This window comes from Streptomyces sp. M41(2017) (assembly GCF_002078175.1).
Lineage (GTDB): Bacteria > Actinomycetota > Actinomycetes > Streptomycetales > Streptomycetaceae > Streptomyces.
The window spans coordinates 34,469-52,023 of record NZ_MWFK01000001.1; the positions used below are offsets into that span (position 1 = coordinate 34,469).

The 17,555-nt window shown below is 74.0% G+C and carries 18 protein-coding genes; 6 read left to right on the forward strand and 12 right to left on the reverse strand.

Going from position 1 to position 17,555, the window contains the following annotated elements:
• Positions 1-3: 3 nt before the first annotated feature.
• From B0675_RS00145 to B0675_RS00165, 5 genes are read left to right on the forward strand one after another with little or no spacing between them, the layout of a single operon-like run.
• Entirely contained in the window at positions 4-1,173 is a 1,170-nt protein-coding gene (locus B0675_RS00145) for an ADP-ribosylglycohydrolase family protein (protein WP_081216682.1), read from the forward strand.
• Complete coding sequence (locus B0675_RS00150; protein ID WP_081216683.1) at positions 1,161-2,525, forward strand: ADP-ribosylglycohydrolase family protein; 1,365 nt, start codon at positions 1,161-1,163, stop codon at positions 2,523-2,525. The genes B0675_RS00145 and B0675_RS00150 overlap by 13 nt, the downstream gene beginning before the upstream one ends.
• Positions 2,522-3,418, forward strand: coding sequence for a ribokinase (gene rbsK, locus B0675_RS00155; RefSeq protein ID WP_081216684.1), 897 nt, complete (start codon positions 2,522-2,524; stop codon positions 3,416-3,418). Before B0675_RS00150 ends, rbsK begins: the two co-directional genes overlap by 4 nt.
• Entirely contained in the window at positions 3,415-4,617 is a 1,203-nt protein-coding gene (locus tag B0675_RS00160) for a CoA transferase (protein WP_081216685.1), read from the forward strand. Before rbsK ends, B0675_RS00160 begins: the two co-directional genes overlap by 4 nt.
• Complete coding sequence (locus tag B0675_RS00165; protein WP_081216686.1) at positions 4,614-5,453, forward strand: CoA ester lyase; 840 nt, start codon at positions 4,614-4,616, stop codon at positions 5,451-5,453. Before B0675_RS00160 ends, B0675_RS00165 begins: the two co-directional genes overlap by 4 nt.
• A 61-nt stretch (positions 5,454-5,514) precedes the next feature.
• Here B0675_RS00165 and lgt read toward each other — a convergent pair whose 3' ends face one another.
• The 11 genes from lgt to hisI all read right to left on the reverse strand — a co-directional run bounded on the left by lgt (position 5,515) and on the right by hisI (position 15,298).
• Complete coding sequence (gene lgt / locus B0675_RS00170) at positions 5,515-6,615, reverse strand: prolipoprotein diacylglyceryl transferase (protein WP_081216687.1); 1,101 nt, start codon at positions 6,613-6,615, stop codon at positions 5,515-5,517.
• Between the two features lie 143 nt (positions 6,616-6,758).
• A complete protein-coding gene (locus B0675_RS00175) occupies positions 6,759-7,535 on the reverse strand; it encodes a thioredoxin domain-containing protein (protein ID WP_081216688.1) in 777 nt (258 codons plus the stop codon).
• A 103-nt stretch (positions 7,536-7,638) separates the two neighbouring features.
• On the reverse strand, positions 7,639-8,454 hold the full coding sequence (gene trpA / locus B0675_RS00180; protein WP_081216689.1) for a tryptophan synthase subunit alpha: 816 nt from the start codon (positions 8,452-8,454) through the stop codon (positions 7,639-7,641).
• A complete protein-coding gene (gene trpB, locus B0675_RS00185) occupies positions 8,451-9,743 on the reverse strand; it encodes a tryptophan synthase subunit beta (protein ID WP_081216690.1) in 1,293 nt (430 codons plus the stop codon). Before trpB ends, trpA begins: the two co-directional genes overlap by 4 nt.
• Positions 9,744-9,946: 203 nt before the next feature.
• A complete protein-coding gene (locus B0675_RS42525) occupies positions 9,947-10,177 on the reverse strand; it encodes a hypothetical protein (RefSeq protein ID WP_081221501.1) in 231 nt (76 codons plus the stop codon).
• Positions 10,178-10,406: 229 nt separating this feature from the next.
• On the reverse strand, positions 10,407-11,216 hold the full coding sequence (gene trpC / locus B0675_RS00195; protein ID WP_081216691.1) for an indole-3-glycerol phosphate synthase TrpC: 810 nt from the start codon (positions 11,214-11,216) through the stop codon (positions 10,407-10,409).
• A 165-nt stretch (positions 11,217-11,381) separates the two neighbouring features.
• On the reverse strand, positions 11,382-11,945 hold the full coding sequence (locus B0675_RS41210; protein ID WP_081216692.1) for a DUF2752 domain-containing protein: 564 nt from the start codon (positions 11,943-11,945) through the stop codon (positions 11,382-11,384).
• A gap of 94 nt (positions 11,946-12,039) precedes the next feature.
• Entirely contained in the window at positions 12,040-12,285 is a 246-nt protein-coding gene (locus tag B0675_RS00205) for an HGxxPAAW family protein (protein ID WP_081216693.1), read from the reverse strand.
• Between the two features lie 181 nt (positions 12,286-12,466).
• Positions 12,467-13,120 carry a TIGR02234 family membrane protein gene (locus B0675_RS00210; protein ID WP_081216694.1) on the reverse strand — a complete coding sequence of 218 codons (654 nt, stop codon included), beginning with the start codon at positions 13,118-13,120 and terminating at the stop codon, positions 12,467-12,469.
• Between the two features lie 265 nt (positions 13,121-13,385).
• Complete coding sequence (locus tag B0675_RS00215) at positions 13,386-14,873, reverse strand: anthranilate synthase component I (RefSeq protein ID WP_081216695.1); 1,488 nt, start codon at positions 14,871-14,873, stop codon at positions 13,386-13,388.
• An 11-nt stretch (positions 14,874-14,884) separates the two neighbouring features.
• The gene (gene hisI, locus B0675_RS00220) at positions 14,885-15,298 is read right to left on the reverse strand and encodes a phosphoribosyl-AMP cyclohydrolase (RefSeq protein WP_107482523.1); all 414 of its coding nucleotides are present in this window, start codon (positions 15,296-15,298) and stop codon (positions 14,885-14,887) included.
• A gap of 142 nt (positions 15,299-15,440) precedes the next feature.
• Between hisI and B0675_RS00225 the strand changes: the two genes are divergently transcribed.
• On the forward strand, positions 15,441-16,076 hold the full coding sequence (locus B0675_RS00225; protein WP_081216697.1) for a TIGR03085 family metal-binding protein: 636 nt from the start codon (positions 15,441-15,443) through the stop codon (positions 16,074-16,076).
• A gap of 87 nt (positions 16,077-16,163) precedes the next feature.
• Here the strand turns inward: B0675_RS00225 and B0675_RS00230 are convergent, their stop codons facing one another.
• Positions 16,164-17,552, reverse strand: coding sequence for an MFS transporter (locus B0675_RS00230; protein WP_081216698.1), 1,389 nt, complete (start codon positions 17,550-17,552; stop codon positions 16,164-16,166).
• Positions 17,553-17,555 lie beyond the last annotated feature (3 nt).

Genomic DNA, 17,555 nt, shown 5'->3' on the forward strand with positions numbered 1-17,555 from the left:
GGCATGACGCCCAAAGGAGTAGGAACCGGAAGCCTCGACGAACGGATCGCCGGAGCCCTCGTCGGAGCCGCCGTCGGCGACGCGCTCGGCGGTCCCGTCGAGGGGTACTCCCCCGACCAGATCGCCGAGCGCCACGGCGGCCGCGTGCACGGCATCGTGGGCCCCTGGAACGGCGACGACTGGCCCACCGCCCGCCCCATCGCCCCGTACCACAAGGGCGACGGACACGTCACCGACGACACCCTCATGACCCACGCGCTGGTCCGGGTCTACGCCGGCGTCCGCGACCACCTCGACGCCTACTCCGTCGCCACCCACCTGGTCCCGGACCTGATGACGACCCCGCGCTGGATCCCGGAGCTGGAGGCCGAGGCGCTCCCCCTCCAGCGGATCTTCCTCGCCGAGAAGTGGCTGGTGGCCCGGCTGCACTACGGCCACGTCGACCCCCGCGAGGCCGGCTCGGGGAACATCGTCAACTGCGGTGCCGCGATGTACATGGCCCCCGTCGGCCTGGTCAACGCGGCGAACCCGGCGGGCGCGTACGCGGAGGCGCTGGACGTCGCCGGCGCCCACCAGTCCTCGTACGGACGCGAGGCGGCGGGGGTGTTCGCGGCGGCCGTCGCCGCCGCCTGCGCACCCGGCGCGACCCCCGGCTCGGTCGTCGCCGCGTGTCTGTCCCTGGCCAAGGACGGCACCCGCGACGCCGTCGAGGCGGTGTGCGAAGTGGCCTCCCGGTACACGGACTTCGAGTCGGCGCTCGTCCCGCTGCGCCGGGCGGTGGCCCCCTACGACACGGTCGGCCCCGACTACCGGGCCCCCTCCCTCGGCGCGCGACGGCCCTCCCGCCTGCACTCCATCGAGGAACTCCCCGTCGCGCTCGGCATGTTGATCGTCTCCGGCGGCGACTTCCGGCACGCGGTGCTCGGTTCGGTCAACTACGGGCGCGACTGCGACTCCATCGCCACCATGGCCGGGGCCGTCGCCGGAGCGCTGGGCTCCACGGTTCCGCACGACTGGGCGAAGACGGTCGCGGAGGCCAGCCGTCTCGACCTGGACGCCCCGGCGCGCACGCTCACCGAGGTGACGCGGGAGATCTTCGCTCGTGACGTCGAACGCCGCCGGGCCCACGAGACGGCGTACGCGACGCTGACGGGAACACCGTGCTCCGGCTGACCTGGGTGCAGCCCGAGGACCTCCTCGGCCACGAGCTCCACCAGGCGGCCCAGGACGGCCGCGACGCCGCCTCCGTCGCCGCTCGCTGGCGGGCCGCGGGCGGCGGACAGGCCCCGCCGCGCGCGGGCGCCTCGGCGGTCCCGGCATCGCCGTCGCTGCGCCGGCTGGCCCTCGACCTGCTCGACGAACTCGACGCGCTGCCGGCCCCGTCGGCCGACGACGAGCCGACGGAACTGCCCCTGATCAGGGCCCGCTGCCCGCACTGGCCGGCCCCGCCGTCCACACCCGCGCCCCCTCCCGACCCGGCCCGGCTGGAGGCCGCCTGGCTGGGCCGGGCCGTGGGCTGTCTGCTCGGCAAACCCGTGGAGAAGCTCCCCCTCCACGGCATCCGGGCCCTCGCCCGGGCCGCGGGCAACTGGCCCCTCGACTCCTGGTTCACCGCACGGGGCGTCCCACGGGACCTGCTGGACGAGCACCCCTGGAACCGGCGCTCCGCCCCCACCTCCCTCGCCGAGAACATCGACGGCATGCCGGAGGACGACGACCTCAACTACCCCTTGCTGAACGTCCTGTTGCTCCAGCGCCACGGCAGGGACTTCAGCACGGCGGACGTGGCGCGGCTCTGGCTGGACGAGCTCCCCGCCGGCCGCACCTTCACCGCCGAACGCGTCGCCTACGGCAATCTGCTGGCCGGCGTCGAACCTCCGGACACCGCCCGCCGGCGCAACCCCTTCCGGGAGTGGATCGGCGCCCTGATCCGCGCCGACGTGCACGGCTGGACCAACCCCGGCGACCCGGCCGGGGCAGCCGGACAGGCGCACCGTGACGCCGTCCTCACCCACACCGCCAACGGCGTCTACGCGGCCATGTTCATCGCGGCCGTCATCGCCGAGGCCGCCGACGGCGCGAGCGACGTCCACACCTGCCTGCGCACCGGACTCACCGTCGTCCCGCCCGCCTCCCGACTCGCCCGGGCCGTCCGGCACGCCGTCCGACTGGCCCACACCGCGGCCGACTTCGATGCCGTCGTCGACGAACTGCACGCCACCCACCACGGCTACCACTGGGTGCACGCCGTGCCCAACACCGCACTGATCGCCGCCGCCCTCACCCACGCGGACGGCGACTTCGGCGCCTCGGTGTGCCGCGCCGTCTCCGGCGGCCTGGACACCGACTCGAACGGCGCGACGGCCGGAAGTGTCGCGGGACTGCTCGCCGGTGACCCCGCCGCCCTGCCCGACCGGTGGACGAGCCCCCTCAAGAACCGGCTCGCCACCTCCATCGGCGACTTCGACGGCGTCGGCTTCGACGCCCTCGCCCACCTCACACAACGGGAGACCGTTCGCCCATGACCCACATCGCCGTGCTCGGCAGCACGAACATGGACCTCGTCGCGTACGTCGCCAAAGCCCCGCAGCGCGGAGAGACGGTGACGGGCCGCGAGTTCCGCACGATCCCCGGCGGCAAGGGAGCGAACCAGGCGGTGGCGGCCGCCCACGCGGGAGCCGACGTCTCGCTGATCGGCGCGGTCGGCGCCGACGCCTTCGGCACCCAACTCCGCTCCACGCTGGAGCACTTCGGCGTGAACACCGACCATCTGCGCACCATCGAGGGCCCGTCCGGAACCGCCCACATCGTGGTGGACGACGAGGGCGCCAACGCGATCGTCGTCATCCCCGCCGCCAACGGCACCGTCACCGCCCTCGCGCCGGGCGACGAGGGTCTCATCGCCGGCGCCGACGCGCTCCTCCTTCAGCTGGAGATCCCGCTGGAGGCCGTCGTCGCGGGCGCCGAGGCCGCCCGGCAGCACGGCGTGCGCACCATCCTCACCCCCGCACCCGCCCAGTTCCTGCCGCCCCGGCTGCTGTCCTCCATCGACCTGTTGGTCCCGAACCAGCACGAGGCCGCCGCCCTCACCGGGTTCACCGACCCGGCCGGAGCCGCCGCCGCCCTGCTCGAACAGGTCCCGGAGGTCGTCGTCACCCTGGGCGCGGCCGGCTGCCTCTACGCGGCCCGGGGCGCCGAACCCCTCACCGTGCCCGCCCCGGAGGTGACCGCCGTGGACTCCACCGGCGCCGGCGACACCTTCGTCGGCACCCTCGCGGTGGCACTGGCCGAAGGCCGGGAGATGCCGGAGGCGCTCTCCTGGGCGTCGTCGGCCGCCGCCCTGTCGGTACAGCGGCACGGCGCGACGTCGTCGATGCCGTACCGCTCGCAGATCGACGCCGTCCGGTCCGGCTCATGAGCGCCCGACCGGAGGGTGGCTCCCTCGACGGCCTGCGCGTCCTGGACCTCGCGACCCTGTTCGCGGGCCCGCTCGCCGCCACCCTGCTCGGCGACTTCGGCGCCGAGGTCGTCAAGGTCGAGCACCCGAGCAGGCCGGACCCCTCCCGCGGCCACGGCCCCTCCAAGGACGGCATCGGTCTGTGGTGGAAGCTCCTCGGCCGCAACAAGCGCACGATCACGCTCGACCTGTCGAAACCCGGCGGCCGGGCCACCCTGCTCCGGCTCGCCGCGGACGCCGACGTGATCGTCGAGAACTTCCGTCCGGGCACGCTGGAGAAGTGGGACCTCGGCTGGGAGGAGCTGTCCGCGGCGAACCCCCGGCTGATCCTCGCCCGGGTCACCGCCTTCGGCCAGTTCGGCCCCTACGCGCGCCGCCCCGGCTTCGGCACGCTCGCGGAGGCGATGAGCGGCTTCGCGGCGATCACCGGTGAACCGGACGCGCCGCCGACCCTGCCCCCGTTCGGCCTGGCCGACTCGATCGCCGGGCTGGCGACCGCGTACGCCGTGCTGACCGCGCTCAACGCGCGCGACCGCACCGGCGAGGGCCAGGTCATCGACATGGCGATCATCGAGCCGATCCTGACCGTGCTCGGCCCGCAGCCCATCTGGTACGACCAGCTCGGTCACGTACAGGCCCGCACCGGCAACCGCTCGGCGAACAACGCGCCCCGCAACACCTACCGCACGGCCGACGGCTCCTGGGTCGCCGTCTCGACGTCGGCGCAGTCGGTCGCCGAGCGGGTGATGCGGCTCGTCGGCCGTCCGGACGTGATCGACGAGCCGTGGTTCGCGACCGGCGCGGAGCGGGCCCGGCACGCGGACGTCCTCGACGGGGCGGTCGGCGCCTGGATCGCCCGGCACAGCCGGGACGAGGTGCTCGCGGAGTTCGAGAAGGCGGAGGCGGCGGTGGCCCCCGTCCAGGACGTCCGGGACGTCATGACCGACCCGCAGTACCAGGCCCTGGACTCCGTCACCACCGTCGACGATCCCGAGCTGGGCCCGCTGCGCATGCAGAACGTCCTCTTCCGGCTCTCGGCCACGCCCGGCGCGATCCACTGGGCCGGCCGCCCGCACGGCGCGGACACCGACGACGTGCTCACCGAACTCGGTCTGACCGGGCCGGAGATCGAGGCGCTCAGAGCGGAGGGCGCGCTGTGACGGCGGAGCTGCTGCCCCTGACCTACCTGTACGCGCCCGGTGACCGCCCCGAGGTGGTGGCCAAGGCCCTCGCCTCCGGTGCGGACGTCGTGCTCGTCGACCTGGAGGACGCGGTCGCCCCGGACCGCAAGGGGTACGCCCGTGCCGCCACCGCCGAGCTCCTCGCGCAGCGGCCGCCCGTCCCGGTGCACGTGCGGGTCAACGCCCTCGACGGCCCGTTCGCCGACACCGATCTGAAGACCCTCTCGCCGCTGCCCGGCCTGTCCGGTCTACGGCTGCCGAAGGTCACCTCGCGCTCCGACGTCGTCCGGGTCGCGGAGAGCGCGACCCCGGCGGAGGGCGGCGCGATCCCGCTGTACGCCCTGCTGGAGACGGCCCTCGGCATCGAGCAGGCCTTCGACATCGCCTCGTCGCACACGGCGCTGCGGGGCATCGCGATCGGTGAGGCGGACCTGCGCGCCGACCTCGGCATCCGCGACGAGACGGGCCTGGACTGGTCCCGGGCCCGGGTGATCGTGGCCGCCCGTGCGGCCGGACTGCCGCCGCCCGTCCAGACGGTCTACCCCGACATCCGCGACGTGGAGGGCCTGGCCGCGTCCTGCGCGCACGGGCGCGCGCTCGGCTTCCTCGGCCGCGCGGCCATCCACCCCCGCCAGCTCCCCGTCATCGAGCGGGCCTACCTCCCCACTCCCGCCGAGATCGACGCGGCCGAGGCGGTCGTCGCGGCGGCCGCCGCGGAACCGGGCGCCCAGGCCCTGCCGGACGGCCGCTTCATCGACGCGGCGGTGGTCACGGGGGCCCGCCGCACCCTCGCCCTGGCCCGGCGCACGGTCTGAACGACGCGAAGGGGGCGCCGCGTCCTGGAACGCGGCGCCCCCTTCGGCGTACGGGCGGAACTCAGCTCTTCTTGGCCGACCCGGCCTCGTCCCGGGACGCGGCCGACGACGCGGACGGGGCGTCGGACGCCTCGTCGGGCTCCCTCCGAGCCGCGGACGCCTCGGCGTCGGTGGGCTCCGCGGAACCGGCGGAGTCCTCGGCGGCGGGCTTGTCGAGGCCGACCGACGGGGCGTCGTCCGCGTCCTTGCCGTCGGCCTTCTCGGCGTTCTCCGCGTCCGTCCCGGTCTCGCCGTCCGCTCCGGCAGAGGGCGTCGACGTGTCGGCGTCGGAGGGGGCGTCCGGACCGGCGCCGGGCTCCACGACCGCCTCGCGGCCCGGACGCATCCGGGACGAGAGCACGATGTACAGCACCGCGAGGAGGAAGACGCCGATCGCGGTCCAGTCGTTGAGACGCAGGCCCAGGATGTGGTGGGCGTCGTCGACGCGCATGTACTCGATCCAGAACCGGCCCACGCAGTACGCGGCGACGTACAGCGCGAAGGCGCGTCCGTGGCCGAGCGTGAAGCGGCGGTCGGCCCAGATGACCAGCAGGCCGACGCCGATGCACCACAGCGACTCGTACAGGAACGTCGGGTGGTAGTAGCCGGGGACGCGGCCGTCCGTGGAGGACGTGATGTGCAGCGCCCACGGGAGGTCCGTCGCCCGGCCGTACAGCTCCTGGTTGAACCAGTTGCCCCAGCGCCCGGCCGCCTGCGCGAAGGCGATACCGGGGGCGACGGCGTCGGCCCACGCGGGCAGCGGGATGCCCCGGCGGCGACAGCCGATCCAGGCGCCCACCGCGCCGAGCGCGATCGCGCCCCAGATGCCGAGGCCGCCCTCCCAGATCTTGAAGGCGTCCACCCAGTCACGGCCGGCGCTGAAGTACAGCTCGTAGTCCGTGATCACGTGGTAGAGACGCCCGCCGACGAGGCCGAACGGCACGGCCCAGACCGCGATGTCCGCCACCGTGCCGGTCCGCCCGCCCCGGGCGATCCAGCGCCGGTTGCCGAGCCAGACGGCGAGGAAGACGCCGATGATGATGCAGAACGCGTAGCCGCGCAGCGGAATGGGGCCGAGGTGCAGCACACCGCGCGACGGGCTGGGGATGAAGGCAAGTTCCATGGCAGGGTCGACGCTACCGTGCCGGACGCCGCCGACGGCGGGCAGCCCTGCAACGGGTCCATAACGTGCTGTGACCCAGGAGCCCCCGGCGGTGCTGCCCCGGCCCGTCCGACAGGCCGGGGCCACCTGGGCCGAGGGACGGCTCAGCCCTTGTTCTCGGCCTCGACCATCTGCTTCAGCTTGGCAGGGGTCATCGACTGGTCCGCGTAGATGTTCTTGCCGCCGAGGAGCACCGTCGGCGTGCCGTTGAAGCCGCTGCTCTGGAACGCGGCGTTCGACTTCGTGACCCAGCTGTCGTGCGTCCCGTCGTTCACACACTTCTGGAACGCGGGGGTGTCCAGGCCGTCGACCTTGCCGGCGAGCTCGATGAGCTTGGCGTTGTCGGCGAAGGTGTCCTCGGTCTCCTGGGGCTGGTTCTCGTAGAGCACGTCGTGGTACGCGCTGAACTTTCCGGCGTCCTGGGCGCAGGCCGCGGCGTTCGCCGCCTGGCGGGAGCCGCTTCCTCCCATGTTCCCGTCGATCAGCGTGACGAGGTGGTACTCCACCTTGAGCTGACCGGCGTCGACCAGCTCGTGGATGGTCGGGCGGTACGTCGTCTCGAAGGCCTGGCAGGCCGGGCAGCGGAAGTCCTCCCAGACCGTGAGGGTCGACTTGGCGCCGTCCTTGCCGACGGGGATGGCGAGACTGTCCTTGCCGGTGGCGCCCGAGGGCGTCACGACCGGGCCCGCGGCGTCGCTCTTCTTGTCCTTGCCCGAGTTGGCGGCGACCACGCCGATCACGGCCGCCAGACCCAGCACGCAGACCACCGAGGCCCCCACGATCAGCGCGCGCCGGCGCTTCTCCGAGGTCTTCTGCTTCTCTCGCTCCGCCGCCATCCGCTCGCGGGCGCTGCGCTTTCCGTCACGGTTCTTCTCGCTCACATCCGGCAGAACGAACCGGGGAGGCGCAGCGCGCCTCCCCGGTCCAAGGTCCACCCGTTCGAGTGAGCGTATTGTCCGTTACGTACGGACACGCTCTCCGGCGTCACGCCGTTTCGCGCACGCCCTTCGCGAGGTCGCCCGCGAGCGCGCGGACGGCGTCGAGACCGGCCGCCTCGTCCGGGGCGTCCAGCATCAGCTTCACGAACGCGGAGCCGACGATCACGCCGTCGGCGAAGCCGGCCACCTCGGCGGCCTGGGTGGCGTTCGAGACGCCGAGGCCGACGCAGACGGGCAGGTCGGTGGTCGCCTTGGTGCGCGCGACCAGTTCCTGGGCCTGCGCCCCGACCGAGGCGCGCGTTCCGGTGACGCCCATCAGCGAGGCCGCGTAGACGAAGCCGCTGCCCGCCGCGGTGATCTCGGCGAGCCGGGCGTCCTTGCTGCTGGGCGCGACGACGAAGACGGTCGCGAGGCCGTGCTTCTCGGCGTGCTCCCTCCACAGGGCCGACTCCTGCACGGGCAGGTCGGGCAGGATGCAGCCCGCGCCGCCCGCCTCGGCGAGCTCGGCGGTGAACCGCTCGACGCCGTAGCGGTCGATGGGGTTCCAGTACGTCATGACGAGGACCGGCCTGCCGGTGGCCGCGAAGGCCTCCCGGACCGTCCGCATCACGTCCGCGATCTTGAGGCCGCCGCGCAGGGCGATGTCGTCGGCGGTCTGGATGACGGGCCCGTCGAGGACGGGGTCGCTGTGCGGCAGCCCGACCTCGACGATGTCGGCGCCGCCCTCGAAGACGGCCTTGACGGCGGAGATCCCGCCGTCGACGGTCGGGAACCCGGCCGGCAGGTAGGCGATGAGGGCGGACCGGCCCTCAGCCTTCGCGGCGGCGAGCGTGTCGCTCAACAGCTGGATGTTGCCGCTCACTTGGCGTCCCCCTCGATCTCCGCGTGCTCGCCCTCGGCGTCCGCCGGGACGACGGCGTCGGCCCCGGTCTCGTACAGGCCGAAGTAGCGGGCGGCCGTGTCCATGTCCTTGTCGCCGCGCCCGGACAGGTTGACGACGATCAGCCCGTCCTTGCCCAGCTCCTTGCCGACCTCCAGGGCCCCGGCGAGGGCGTGGGCGCTCTCGATGGCCGGGATGATGCCCTCCGTGCGGGAGAGCAGCCGCAGGGCCTGCATCGCCGCGTCGTCGGTGACCGCGCGGTACTCGCCGCGGCCGCTGTCCTTGAGGTGGGCGTGCTCGGGGCCGATGCCGGGGTAGTCGAGTCCGGCCGAGATCGAGTAGGGCTCGGTGATCTGGCCCTCCTCGTCCTGGAGGACGTACGACCGCGATCCGTGCAGGATGCCGGGCTCGCCGGCGGTCAGCGTCGCCGCGTGCTCGCCGGTCTCCACGCCGTGCCCGGCCGGTTCGCAGCCGATCAGGCGGACGTCGCTGTCGGGGATGAAGGCATGGAAGAGGCCGATGGCGTTCGAGCCGCCGCCGACACAGGCGACGGCGGCGTCGGGCAGCCGTCCGGCGCGCTCCAGGATCTGCCGGCGGGCCTCGACGCCGATGACGCGGTGGAAGTCGCGGACCATGGCGGGGAAGGGGTGCGGGCCCGCCACCGTGCCGAAGAGGTAGTGGGTGCGGTCGACGTTGGCGACCCAGTCGCGGAACGCCTCGTTGATGGCGTCCTTGAGGGTGCGCGAGCCGGACTTCACGGCGATGACCTCGGCGCCGAGCATCCGCATCCGGGCCACGTTCAGCGCCTGGCGCTGGGTGTCGATCTCGCCCATGTAGATGGTGCATTCGAGGCCGAACAGCGCGCAGGCGGTGGCCGTGGCGACGCCGTGCTGGCCGGCGCCGGTCTCCGCGATGACGCGGGTCTTGCCCATGCGCTTGGTGAGCAGGGCCTGGCCGAGCACGTTGTTGATCTTGTGCGAGCCGGTGTGGTTGAGGTCCTCGCGCTTGAGGAAGACGCGTGCGCCGCCCGCGTGTTCGGCGAAGCGCGGCACCTCCGTGAGGGAGCTGGGGCGTCCGGTGTAGTGGACGAGCAGGTCGTCGAGTTCGCGGGCGAACTCGGGGTCGGACTTCGCCTTGTCGTACTCGACGGCGACCTCGTCCACGGCGGCGACCAGCGCCTCCGGGATGAACTTGCCGCCGAACGCGCCGAAGTAGCCCTCGGCGGTGGGGACTTGACCCTCGGGGTCGGGAATGAAGAACTCGCTGGGCATGCGGTTACCTCGCAGGGGCGACAGCCCCGGTTACGGGTCGGACAGGGGTCACGGCAGCCGGACGCACCCGCGCTCCGCCGTCACCGACGTGCTCGTCGGTGACACCGTCGCCCCGCCGCGTGCCCCTCCGGACCGCGACGGACGTGCTGTCACGGGAACGGGGGGTGCGGTACCGGCCGGTCCCCCCGGAGGAAGAACCGTGTTCAGGCCGCCTGTGAGGTGGGGCCGGCCGGACGGGACGGGAGCGCGCGTACGCGCCCGGGCCATCGCATGCCGTTGACCTGACCCGGCTCGTCGCCGATGACGTAGCGGACGCGGCGTCCGTGGACGCGGCGGGCGGGGGCCCGGCAGCCGCGCGGACGGCAGCCGCGGGCCAGCCGCGCGTAGGGATCGCGGGCCGAGGAGGCGGCGGGGAGCGCCGCGCCGGACGGCACGAAGGGCCGCCCGGCCCGGGAGCGGCCGGCGAGGTCGAGGGGCCCGTCCGGCGCGGCGGACGGGACGGAGTCCGCGTCGTCCGTGCACGGTAGGGGCGATCCGGCGCGGGACCGGAGGAGATCGCCGGACCGGTCCGGCAGGGCCGACCCCGCGCGCGCCGGTACACCGTCGGGGCGGGAGCCCGGACGGGGTACGGCGGCGGCGAGGGTCGGGGTGGTCACCGGCGGGTCAGTCCCGTCCGTGCCGCAGCGCCGGGTGGGCACCGGCGGCGACGAGGTCGGAGACGGCGGTCTTCGGGTCGCGGCCGGTGACGAGGGACTCGCCGACGAGGACGGCGTCGGCGCCCGCGTTGGCGTACGCGATGAGGTCGTGCGGGCCGCGGACACCGGACTCGGCGATCTTGACGAGGTCGTCCGGGATCTCGGGGGCGACGCGCTCGAAGGTGGTGCGGTCGACCTTCAGCGTCTTGAGGTTGCGCGCGTTGACACCGATGATCTTCGCTCCGGCGTCCACCGCCCGCTCGACCTCGTCCTCGTCGTGCACCTCGACGATCGGCGTGAGCCCGATGGACCCGGCGCGCTCGATGAGGGACTCCAGGGCGGGCTGGTCGAGGGCCGCGACGATGAGCAGCGCCAGGTCGGCGCCGTACGCGCGGGCCTCCCAGAGCTGGTACGACGTGACGATGAAGTCCTTGCGCAGGACCGGGACGTCCACGCGGGCGCGGACGGCCTCCAGGTCGGCGAGCGAACCGCCGAAGCGGCGCTGTTCGGTGAGGACGGAGATGACGGCCGCGCCGCCCGCCTCGTAGTCGGCCGCCAGGGCCGCCGGGTCGGCGATCGCGGCGAGCGCGCCCTTGGAGGGGCTGGACCGCTTGACCTCGCAGATGACCTTGACGCCGTCACCTCGCAGGGCGGCGACGCCGTCCTTGGCCGCGGGAGCCTTCGCCGCGCGCTCCTTGAGCTCGTCGAGGCTGACGCGCGCCTGCCGCTCCGCGAGGTCGGCACGGACTCCGTCGATGATCTCGTCGAGCACACTCACGCGAGCGGCCCCCTTCCCTGCGGTGGACGGTTGAAGCGGTGGAGCAGTCGACCCGGGTTCACCGTCGCTGACGGAAAAGTGGGTCACTGCGATGGTATCCGGAGGAAGGCGTAGCCCTCGCATCCGGTTGACGCCGGTCCCACTACCTGGACATTTGTCATTTGATCAAGGATGCAACCAGCCGCCGAAGGGCAGGTTCCGGACAACCGTGAAGACCAGCACCAACGCGCCCACGCTCCACAGGTGGACCGGTCCGAGGTCGAGCCGGGTGGGCCGGCCGCGCACGACACGGATCACCCAGAAGGCCCACACGGCGGCGAAGACGACATAGCCGGCGACGGCGAGCGCGTTGTCCGTGAGCGCGGCGGCGATGTCTCCGTGGACGAAGGCGTGCGCGCTGCGCAGACCGCCGCAGCCGGGGCAGTACACGCCGGTGAGGCGCAGCAGCGGGCAGACCGGGTAGTGGCCCGGCTGGTTGGGGTCGACGGCCCCGACGTAGGCGAAGGCGCCGACGACGGCCGCGAGCATCCCCGCCGGGACGGCGAGTCGCCGCAGGACCGCGCCGGTGCCCGCCCCCGTCGAAGGGCCTGCGGGGGCCGCCGGGGCCGGAGCGGGGACGGTGTGCGCCGGCGCGGCAGGACCGGTGTGCGGCTTGGTGCCGGACGTGCTCCGGGGTGCGGGGCTCCCGGTCTGCGTCACCCTCTGGGATTCGGCGTTCACCCGACGCATTCTGCCCCGCGCGCGGGGCGGACGCTCGCCCGGTACGCGAAAGGCGGCCCCGGCGGATGTGCCGGGACCGCCTTTCGGCGAAGACCTTCGCGGATCAGGCGTCGGCGCTCGCGGTCTCCCGGGCGCGCGCGACCTGCGGGGAGGAGGTCTTCGGCTGGCCCAGGCCCATGCTCCGCATGACCATGCCGACGACACCACCGAGGGCGACGACGACCAGACCGGCCCAGAAGCCCAGCGGGTCGGCCATCACCATGAAGGCACCCGAGATGCAGAAACCGATGAAGGCGATGATGACACCGGTCCAGGCGGCCGGGGTGTGACCGTGGCTGCTGCCCGCCATGACTTGCTCCTCGTTGCTGTGTGCGTGTGTGAGTCGGACGCTCACCGTCCATTGTCCCGTACGGACGGGTCTGCCGTGAGCCGGGGGTGGCCGCTCGCGCGCCGGTCCGGACAGGTCGGGACGTGCGGCCCGGGGCGTGGGACCCGGCGGGGCGGGGACGCAGGTCCTGCCGGGGCGGGTCTCAGGTCCCGGCGGGGTCGGGGCCGGTCGGGTCCTCGCCGCGGTCCAGGGCCTTCCAGAGGTCCTCGGGGCGGTCCGGGTCCACCGGCTTCGTCCTGCGGGGCCGGGGGGCGCCGTCGCGCTCGTAGCGGCCGGACATGGCGGGCCACAGCCGGCCGTAGCGCACGGCGAGCAGGCCGGCCAGCAGGATCAGCGCGCCGCCCGCCGCGGCCACGTACGGCCAGGCGGTGTGGCTGAGTCCGACCGCGGTGGCGGCGGTGTTGCCGGAGGCGGCGGCGGCCTGTTCGTCGAGGGCCGAGCTGTCGCCCGCGCCGAGGACGGCCGCCACGACCGTGCCCGCGCCGGAGAGGGCGAGCAGCACGGAGACCAGCAGGCGGCCGGAGCGGCGGACGGCGAAGACGGCGACGAGCGCGGCGAGGCCGACTATCGCGAGCGCCGCGGGCACACCCGTGACGTCGCTGCCCTTGGCGGTCAGCGGAAAGGCGCCGCCGGCCACGGTCGCGGTCCCCTCCGCCCAGCTCTGCCGGGTGGACAGCAGGGCCACGGCCGCGCCGAGCGCACCGCTCAGCAGGGCCACGCCAAGGCTGCGGCGGCCGGACCGGGAGGGTCCGGCGGCTTCGGATCGGGGGTGAGGTACAGCAGTCACGTACTCCACTATCGCCTGAACCCCGGGCGAACCGTCACCCGGGGCACACGTGACCCTCGTCCTATTGCCCGCACCGGCCCGGCCGCGCCCCCGGCCGGACGTCCTTCAACTGCCCGCCGCCCGACCGCTCCAGGGGGCCGGTCCGGGCGCGCGAGGGGCACCGCCGGGTGGGCCCGTCCCCCCGTTCGCCGGGGGTGACGACCGCGGCGCCCGGCCTGCGTGACGCCCTCGGCTCGGCCCTCCGGGCCCCGGGGGCTGAGCCCGGCCGCGGGGGTCAGGTGCCGAGGCGGTTCGCCGTGTGGACTGCCCTCAGTACCGCCGCCGCCTTGTTGCGGCACTCCTCGTCCTCCGCCTCCGGGACCGAGTCGGCGACGATGCCGGCGCCCGCCTGGACGTACGCCGTGCCGTCGCGCAGCAGGGCCGTGCGGATGGCGATGGCGGTGTCGGAGTCGCCCGCGAAGTCCAGGTAGCCGACACAGCCGCCGTACAACCCGCGCCGGGAGGGCTCCAGTTCGTCGATGATCTGCATCGCGCGCGGCTTGGGCGCGCCGGAGAGGGTGCCGGCGGGGAAGCAGGCGGTGAGCACGTCGAACGCGGTGCGGCCGGCGGCGACGCGGCCGGTCACCGTGGACACGATGTGCATGACGTGCGAGTACCGCTCGATGGACATGAAGTCGACGACCTCGACGGAGCCCGGCTCGCAGACCCGTCCCAGGTCGTTGCGTCCGAGGTCGACGAGCATGAGGTGCTCGGCGCGCTCCTTGGGATCGGCGATCAGCTCGTCGGCGAGGGCCTGGTCCTCCTGGACGGTGGCGCCGCGCGGCCGGGTGCCCGCGATGGGGTGCACCATCGTCTGCCCGTCCTCGACCTTGACGAGGGCCTCCGGGGAGGATCCGACGACGTCGAATCCGTCGAAGCGGAACAGGTACATGTACGGGGACGGGTTGGTCGCCCGCAGCACGCGGTAGACGTCCAACGCGCTGGCCGTGCAGGGCGTTTCGAAGCGCTGGGAGGGGACGACCTGGAAGGCTTCGCCGGCCCGGATGCGCTCCTTGACGTCCTCGACGGCCGCCCGGAAGTCGGGGCCGCCCCAGAGCGCGGTGTACTCCGGCAGTTCCGAGGGCGGGAGCGCGGCGGGCGGCTGGGAGACCGCGCGCGAGAGGTCGGCCTCCATGGCGTCGAGGCGGGCGACCGCGTCGGCGTAGGCCTCGTCGACACCCGTGTCGAGGTCGTTGTGGTTGATCGCGTTGGCGATGAGCTGGACCGAGCCGTCCCAGTGGTCGAGGACGGCCAGGTCGCTGGTGAGCAGCATGGTCAGCTCGGGCAGCTTCAGGTCGTCGCGTTCGCCGGGGCCGATCTTCTCCAGGCGGCGCACGATGTCGTAGCCCAGATAGCCGACCATGCCGCCGGTGAACGGGGGCAGGCCCTCGCCGTGCGGGGTGTGCAGCGCCTGGATGGTGGCGCGCAGGGCGACGAGCGGGTCACCGTCCACGGGCACGCCGACCGGCGGGGTGCCGAGCCAGTGCGCCTGTCCGTCCCGCTCCGTGAGGGTCGCGGCGGAGCGGACGCCGACGAAGGAGTAGCGGGACCAGGACAGGGAGGTGCGGCCGTTCTCGGCGGATTCGAGCAGGAACGTGCCGGGGCGCTCGGCGGCCAGCTTGCGGTAGAGCGCGACCGGCGTGTCGCCGTCCGCGAGCAGCTTGCGGCTGACGGGGATGACACGGCGGTCGGTGGCCAGCTTGCGGAACGTCTCGAGGTCCATGGCGGCTGACCTTACTGATTCCGCGCGGGTGCACCGGAATCGGCGCCCCCGGGTGCGGTCCCGGCGTCCTTCAGCAGCACGTCGGCGTCGAAGCAGGTGCGGTCGCCGGTGTGGCAGGCGGCACCCACCTGGTCGACACGCACCAGGACGGTGTCCGCGTCGCAGTCCAGGGACACGGACTTCACGTGCTGGACGTGGCCGGAGGTGTCGCCCTTCACCCAGTACTCCTGGCGGCTGCGCGACCAGTAGGTGCAGCGACCCGTGGTGAGGGTGCGATGCAGCGCCTCGTCGTCCATCCAGCCGAGCATCAGCACCTCACCGGTGTCGTACTGCTGGGCGATGGCGGGGACGAGTCCGTCGGCGCCGCGCTTGAGGCGGGCGGCGATCTCGGGGTCGAGGCTGCTGGGCGGAGGCGTGCTGGTCATGCGTGCCATTGTGCCGCGCCCGGCGGACGGACCCGTCCGTTGTCCACAGGCCGGACCTGATGGCCGTCCCCGGGGCGGCCCTGGCCGGATCCGCCCTGTCCTCCACTGGGCGGACCGGCTACCCGGTCGTAGGCTGGCTGGCATGTCGACCCATGCGAAGCGTGAACGACTCCTTCTCGCCGACCTGTTGGAAGCCGTGGGCCCGGAGGCCCCGACCCTCTGCGAGGGCTGGAACTCCCGGGACCTCGCGGCCCATGTGGTGGTCCGCGAGCGCCGCCCCGACGCGGCCGGCGGCCTCCTCGTCAAGCAGCTCGCCCCGCGCCTCGACCGGGTGATGGCGGAGTTCGCCACGAAGCCGTACGAGGAACTGGTCCAACTGGTCCGTACGGGCCCGCCGCGGTTCTCGCCGTTCTCGCTGAAGCAGATCGACGAGGCGTCGAACGTGGTCGAGTTCTACGTCCACACCGAGGACGTGCGGCGGGCGCAGCCCGGCTGGACTCCGCGCCCGCTGGACGCGGTGTTCCAGGAGGCCCTCTGGTCGCGTCTGGAGCGCACGGCCCGGCTGATGGGGCGCGGCTCCCCGACGGGCGTGGTGCTGCGGCGCCCGAACGGCCAGACGACGGTCCTGAACAAGAACACGCCGGTCGTGACGGTGACCGGCGAGCCCTCCGAGCTGCTGATGTTCGCGTTCGGCCGGCAGGCCGTCGCGGACGTCGGGCTGGACGGCGACAAGGAGGCGATCACCAGGCTTCAGGAAGGGAAGCAGCTGGGGATCTGAGGACACCGGGCCGGGAGTCCCCCGCCGCGGCGGTCGTCGTTCGCCGGCCGGCGGCCGTGGGCACCCGGCTCGTTCGGTCGCGCACCGTCAGCGGGGCAGCTCGGCCCGCCGCAGGTCCCGTACGGCCAGCGCGACGACCCCGCCGAGGCCGCACACGACCGCGCTGCCGGCGAAGACCGGTCCGGTGCCCCACCAGCCGATGGCGGCGGCGGTCAGCGGCATGCTGAGCGGGGCGAGGCCGAGACTGACGATGCCGGCGACGGCGGTGACCCGGCCCAGGTAGACGGGGTCGGACTGGGTCTGCAGGAGTGCTCCGCACAGGGCCCCGCTGAGTCCGGCGAGCAGTCCGATGGCGAGGGCGACACCGACGGCCGCGCCCACGCCCGGCACCTGCGCGAGGGCGCCGATGGCGACCGAGCCGCCGAGGAGTGCCGCGGCGCCGGCGCTCCCGGCGCGCGGCAGGGTGCCGCGCCAGGCCAGCAGCAGCGCGGCGGCTCCCGCGCCGGCGCCGAAGGCGGCGACCACGAGGCCCATGCCGGAAGCGCCCCACCCTCGCCGGTCGGCCAATAGGGCCAGTCCCACGTTCAGGGGGCCGACGAAGCCGAGGTCACCGAGGGCGATGGTGACGATGAGCGGGGCGAGGACCCGGTGGCCGCGGATGTAGCGCAGTCCGTCGCGCAGATCGCGCCACGCGGTGGCGGGTCGCTCCGGTACCGCCGCCGTACCGTCCTCGGCGCCGGACACGCGTGCGTGCGGGCCGGACACGTCCCCGCGCGCGGGGGCGCCGTCCGGGTCCCCGGGCGGGCCGACGGCCTCGGCACCGGCGGGCGCCGTGTTCGCCGTGTTCGCGTCGTCGGCCGACGGCGTCTCCCCCATCCGTACGGAGATCAGCAGCGGCACCGAGACCGCGATGAGCAGGCCGGCGAGCGCGAACGCCGTCGCCGAGCCGCCGAGGGCCACGCCGAGTCCGCCGAGGGGCGCGCCCACCACGTTGGCGAACCGGACGGCGAGGCCGCGCATGCCCTGGACCCGGGCGAGCTGGTCCCGGCCGGTGACCCGGGCGGGCAGGGCGCCCACGGCCGGCATGAACACGGCGTCGACGATGCCGAAGACCACGGCCAGCAGCGCCAGCAGCCACAGCCCGGGACGGGCCACGAAGAGCAGCGCGGCGACGGTCAGGACGGCCGCGCACCGCACCGCGTCGCTCCCGATGACCACCCGGCGCGGCCCGAACCGGTCGGCGACCACTCCCCCGCCCAGCATCAGCAGGGCCCGCGGCACGGCACTGACAGCCATCACGAGCCCCGCCTGCGAGGGCGTGCCGGACCGGACGGCCGCCCAGGACAGGGCGATGTAGAAGACGTTGTCGCCGATCATCGAGGCCGTGTAGGCACCGAGCCAGCGCAGTACGTTGCCGTCGCGGTGGGCGGGTCCGGCGGGGGGCCGGACGGCGGGCGGTATCACGGTCGTGGTCATGGA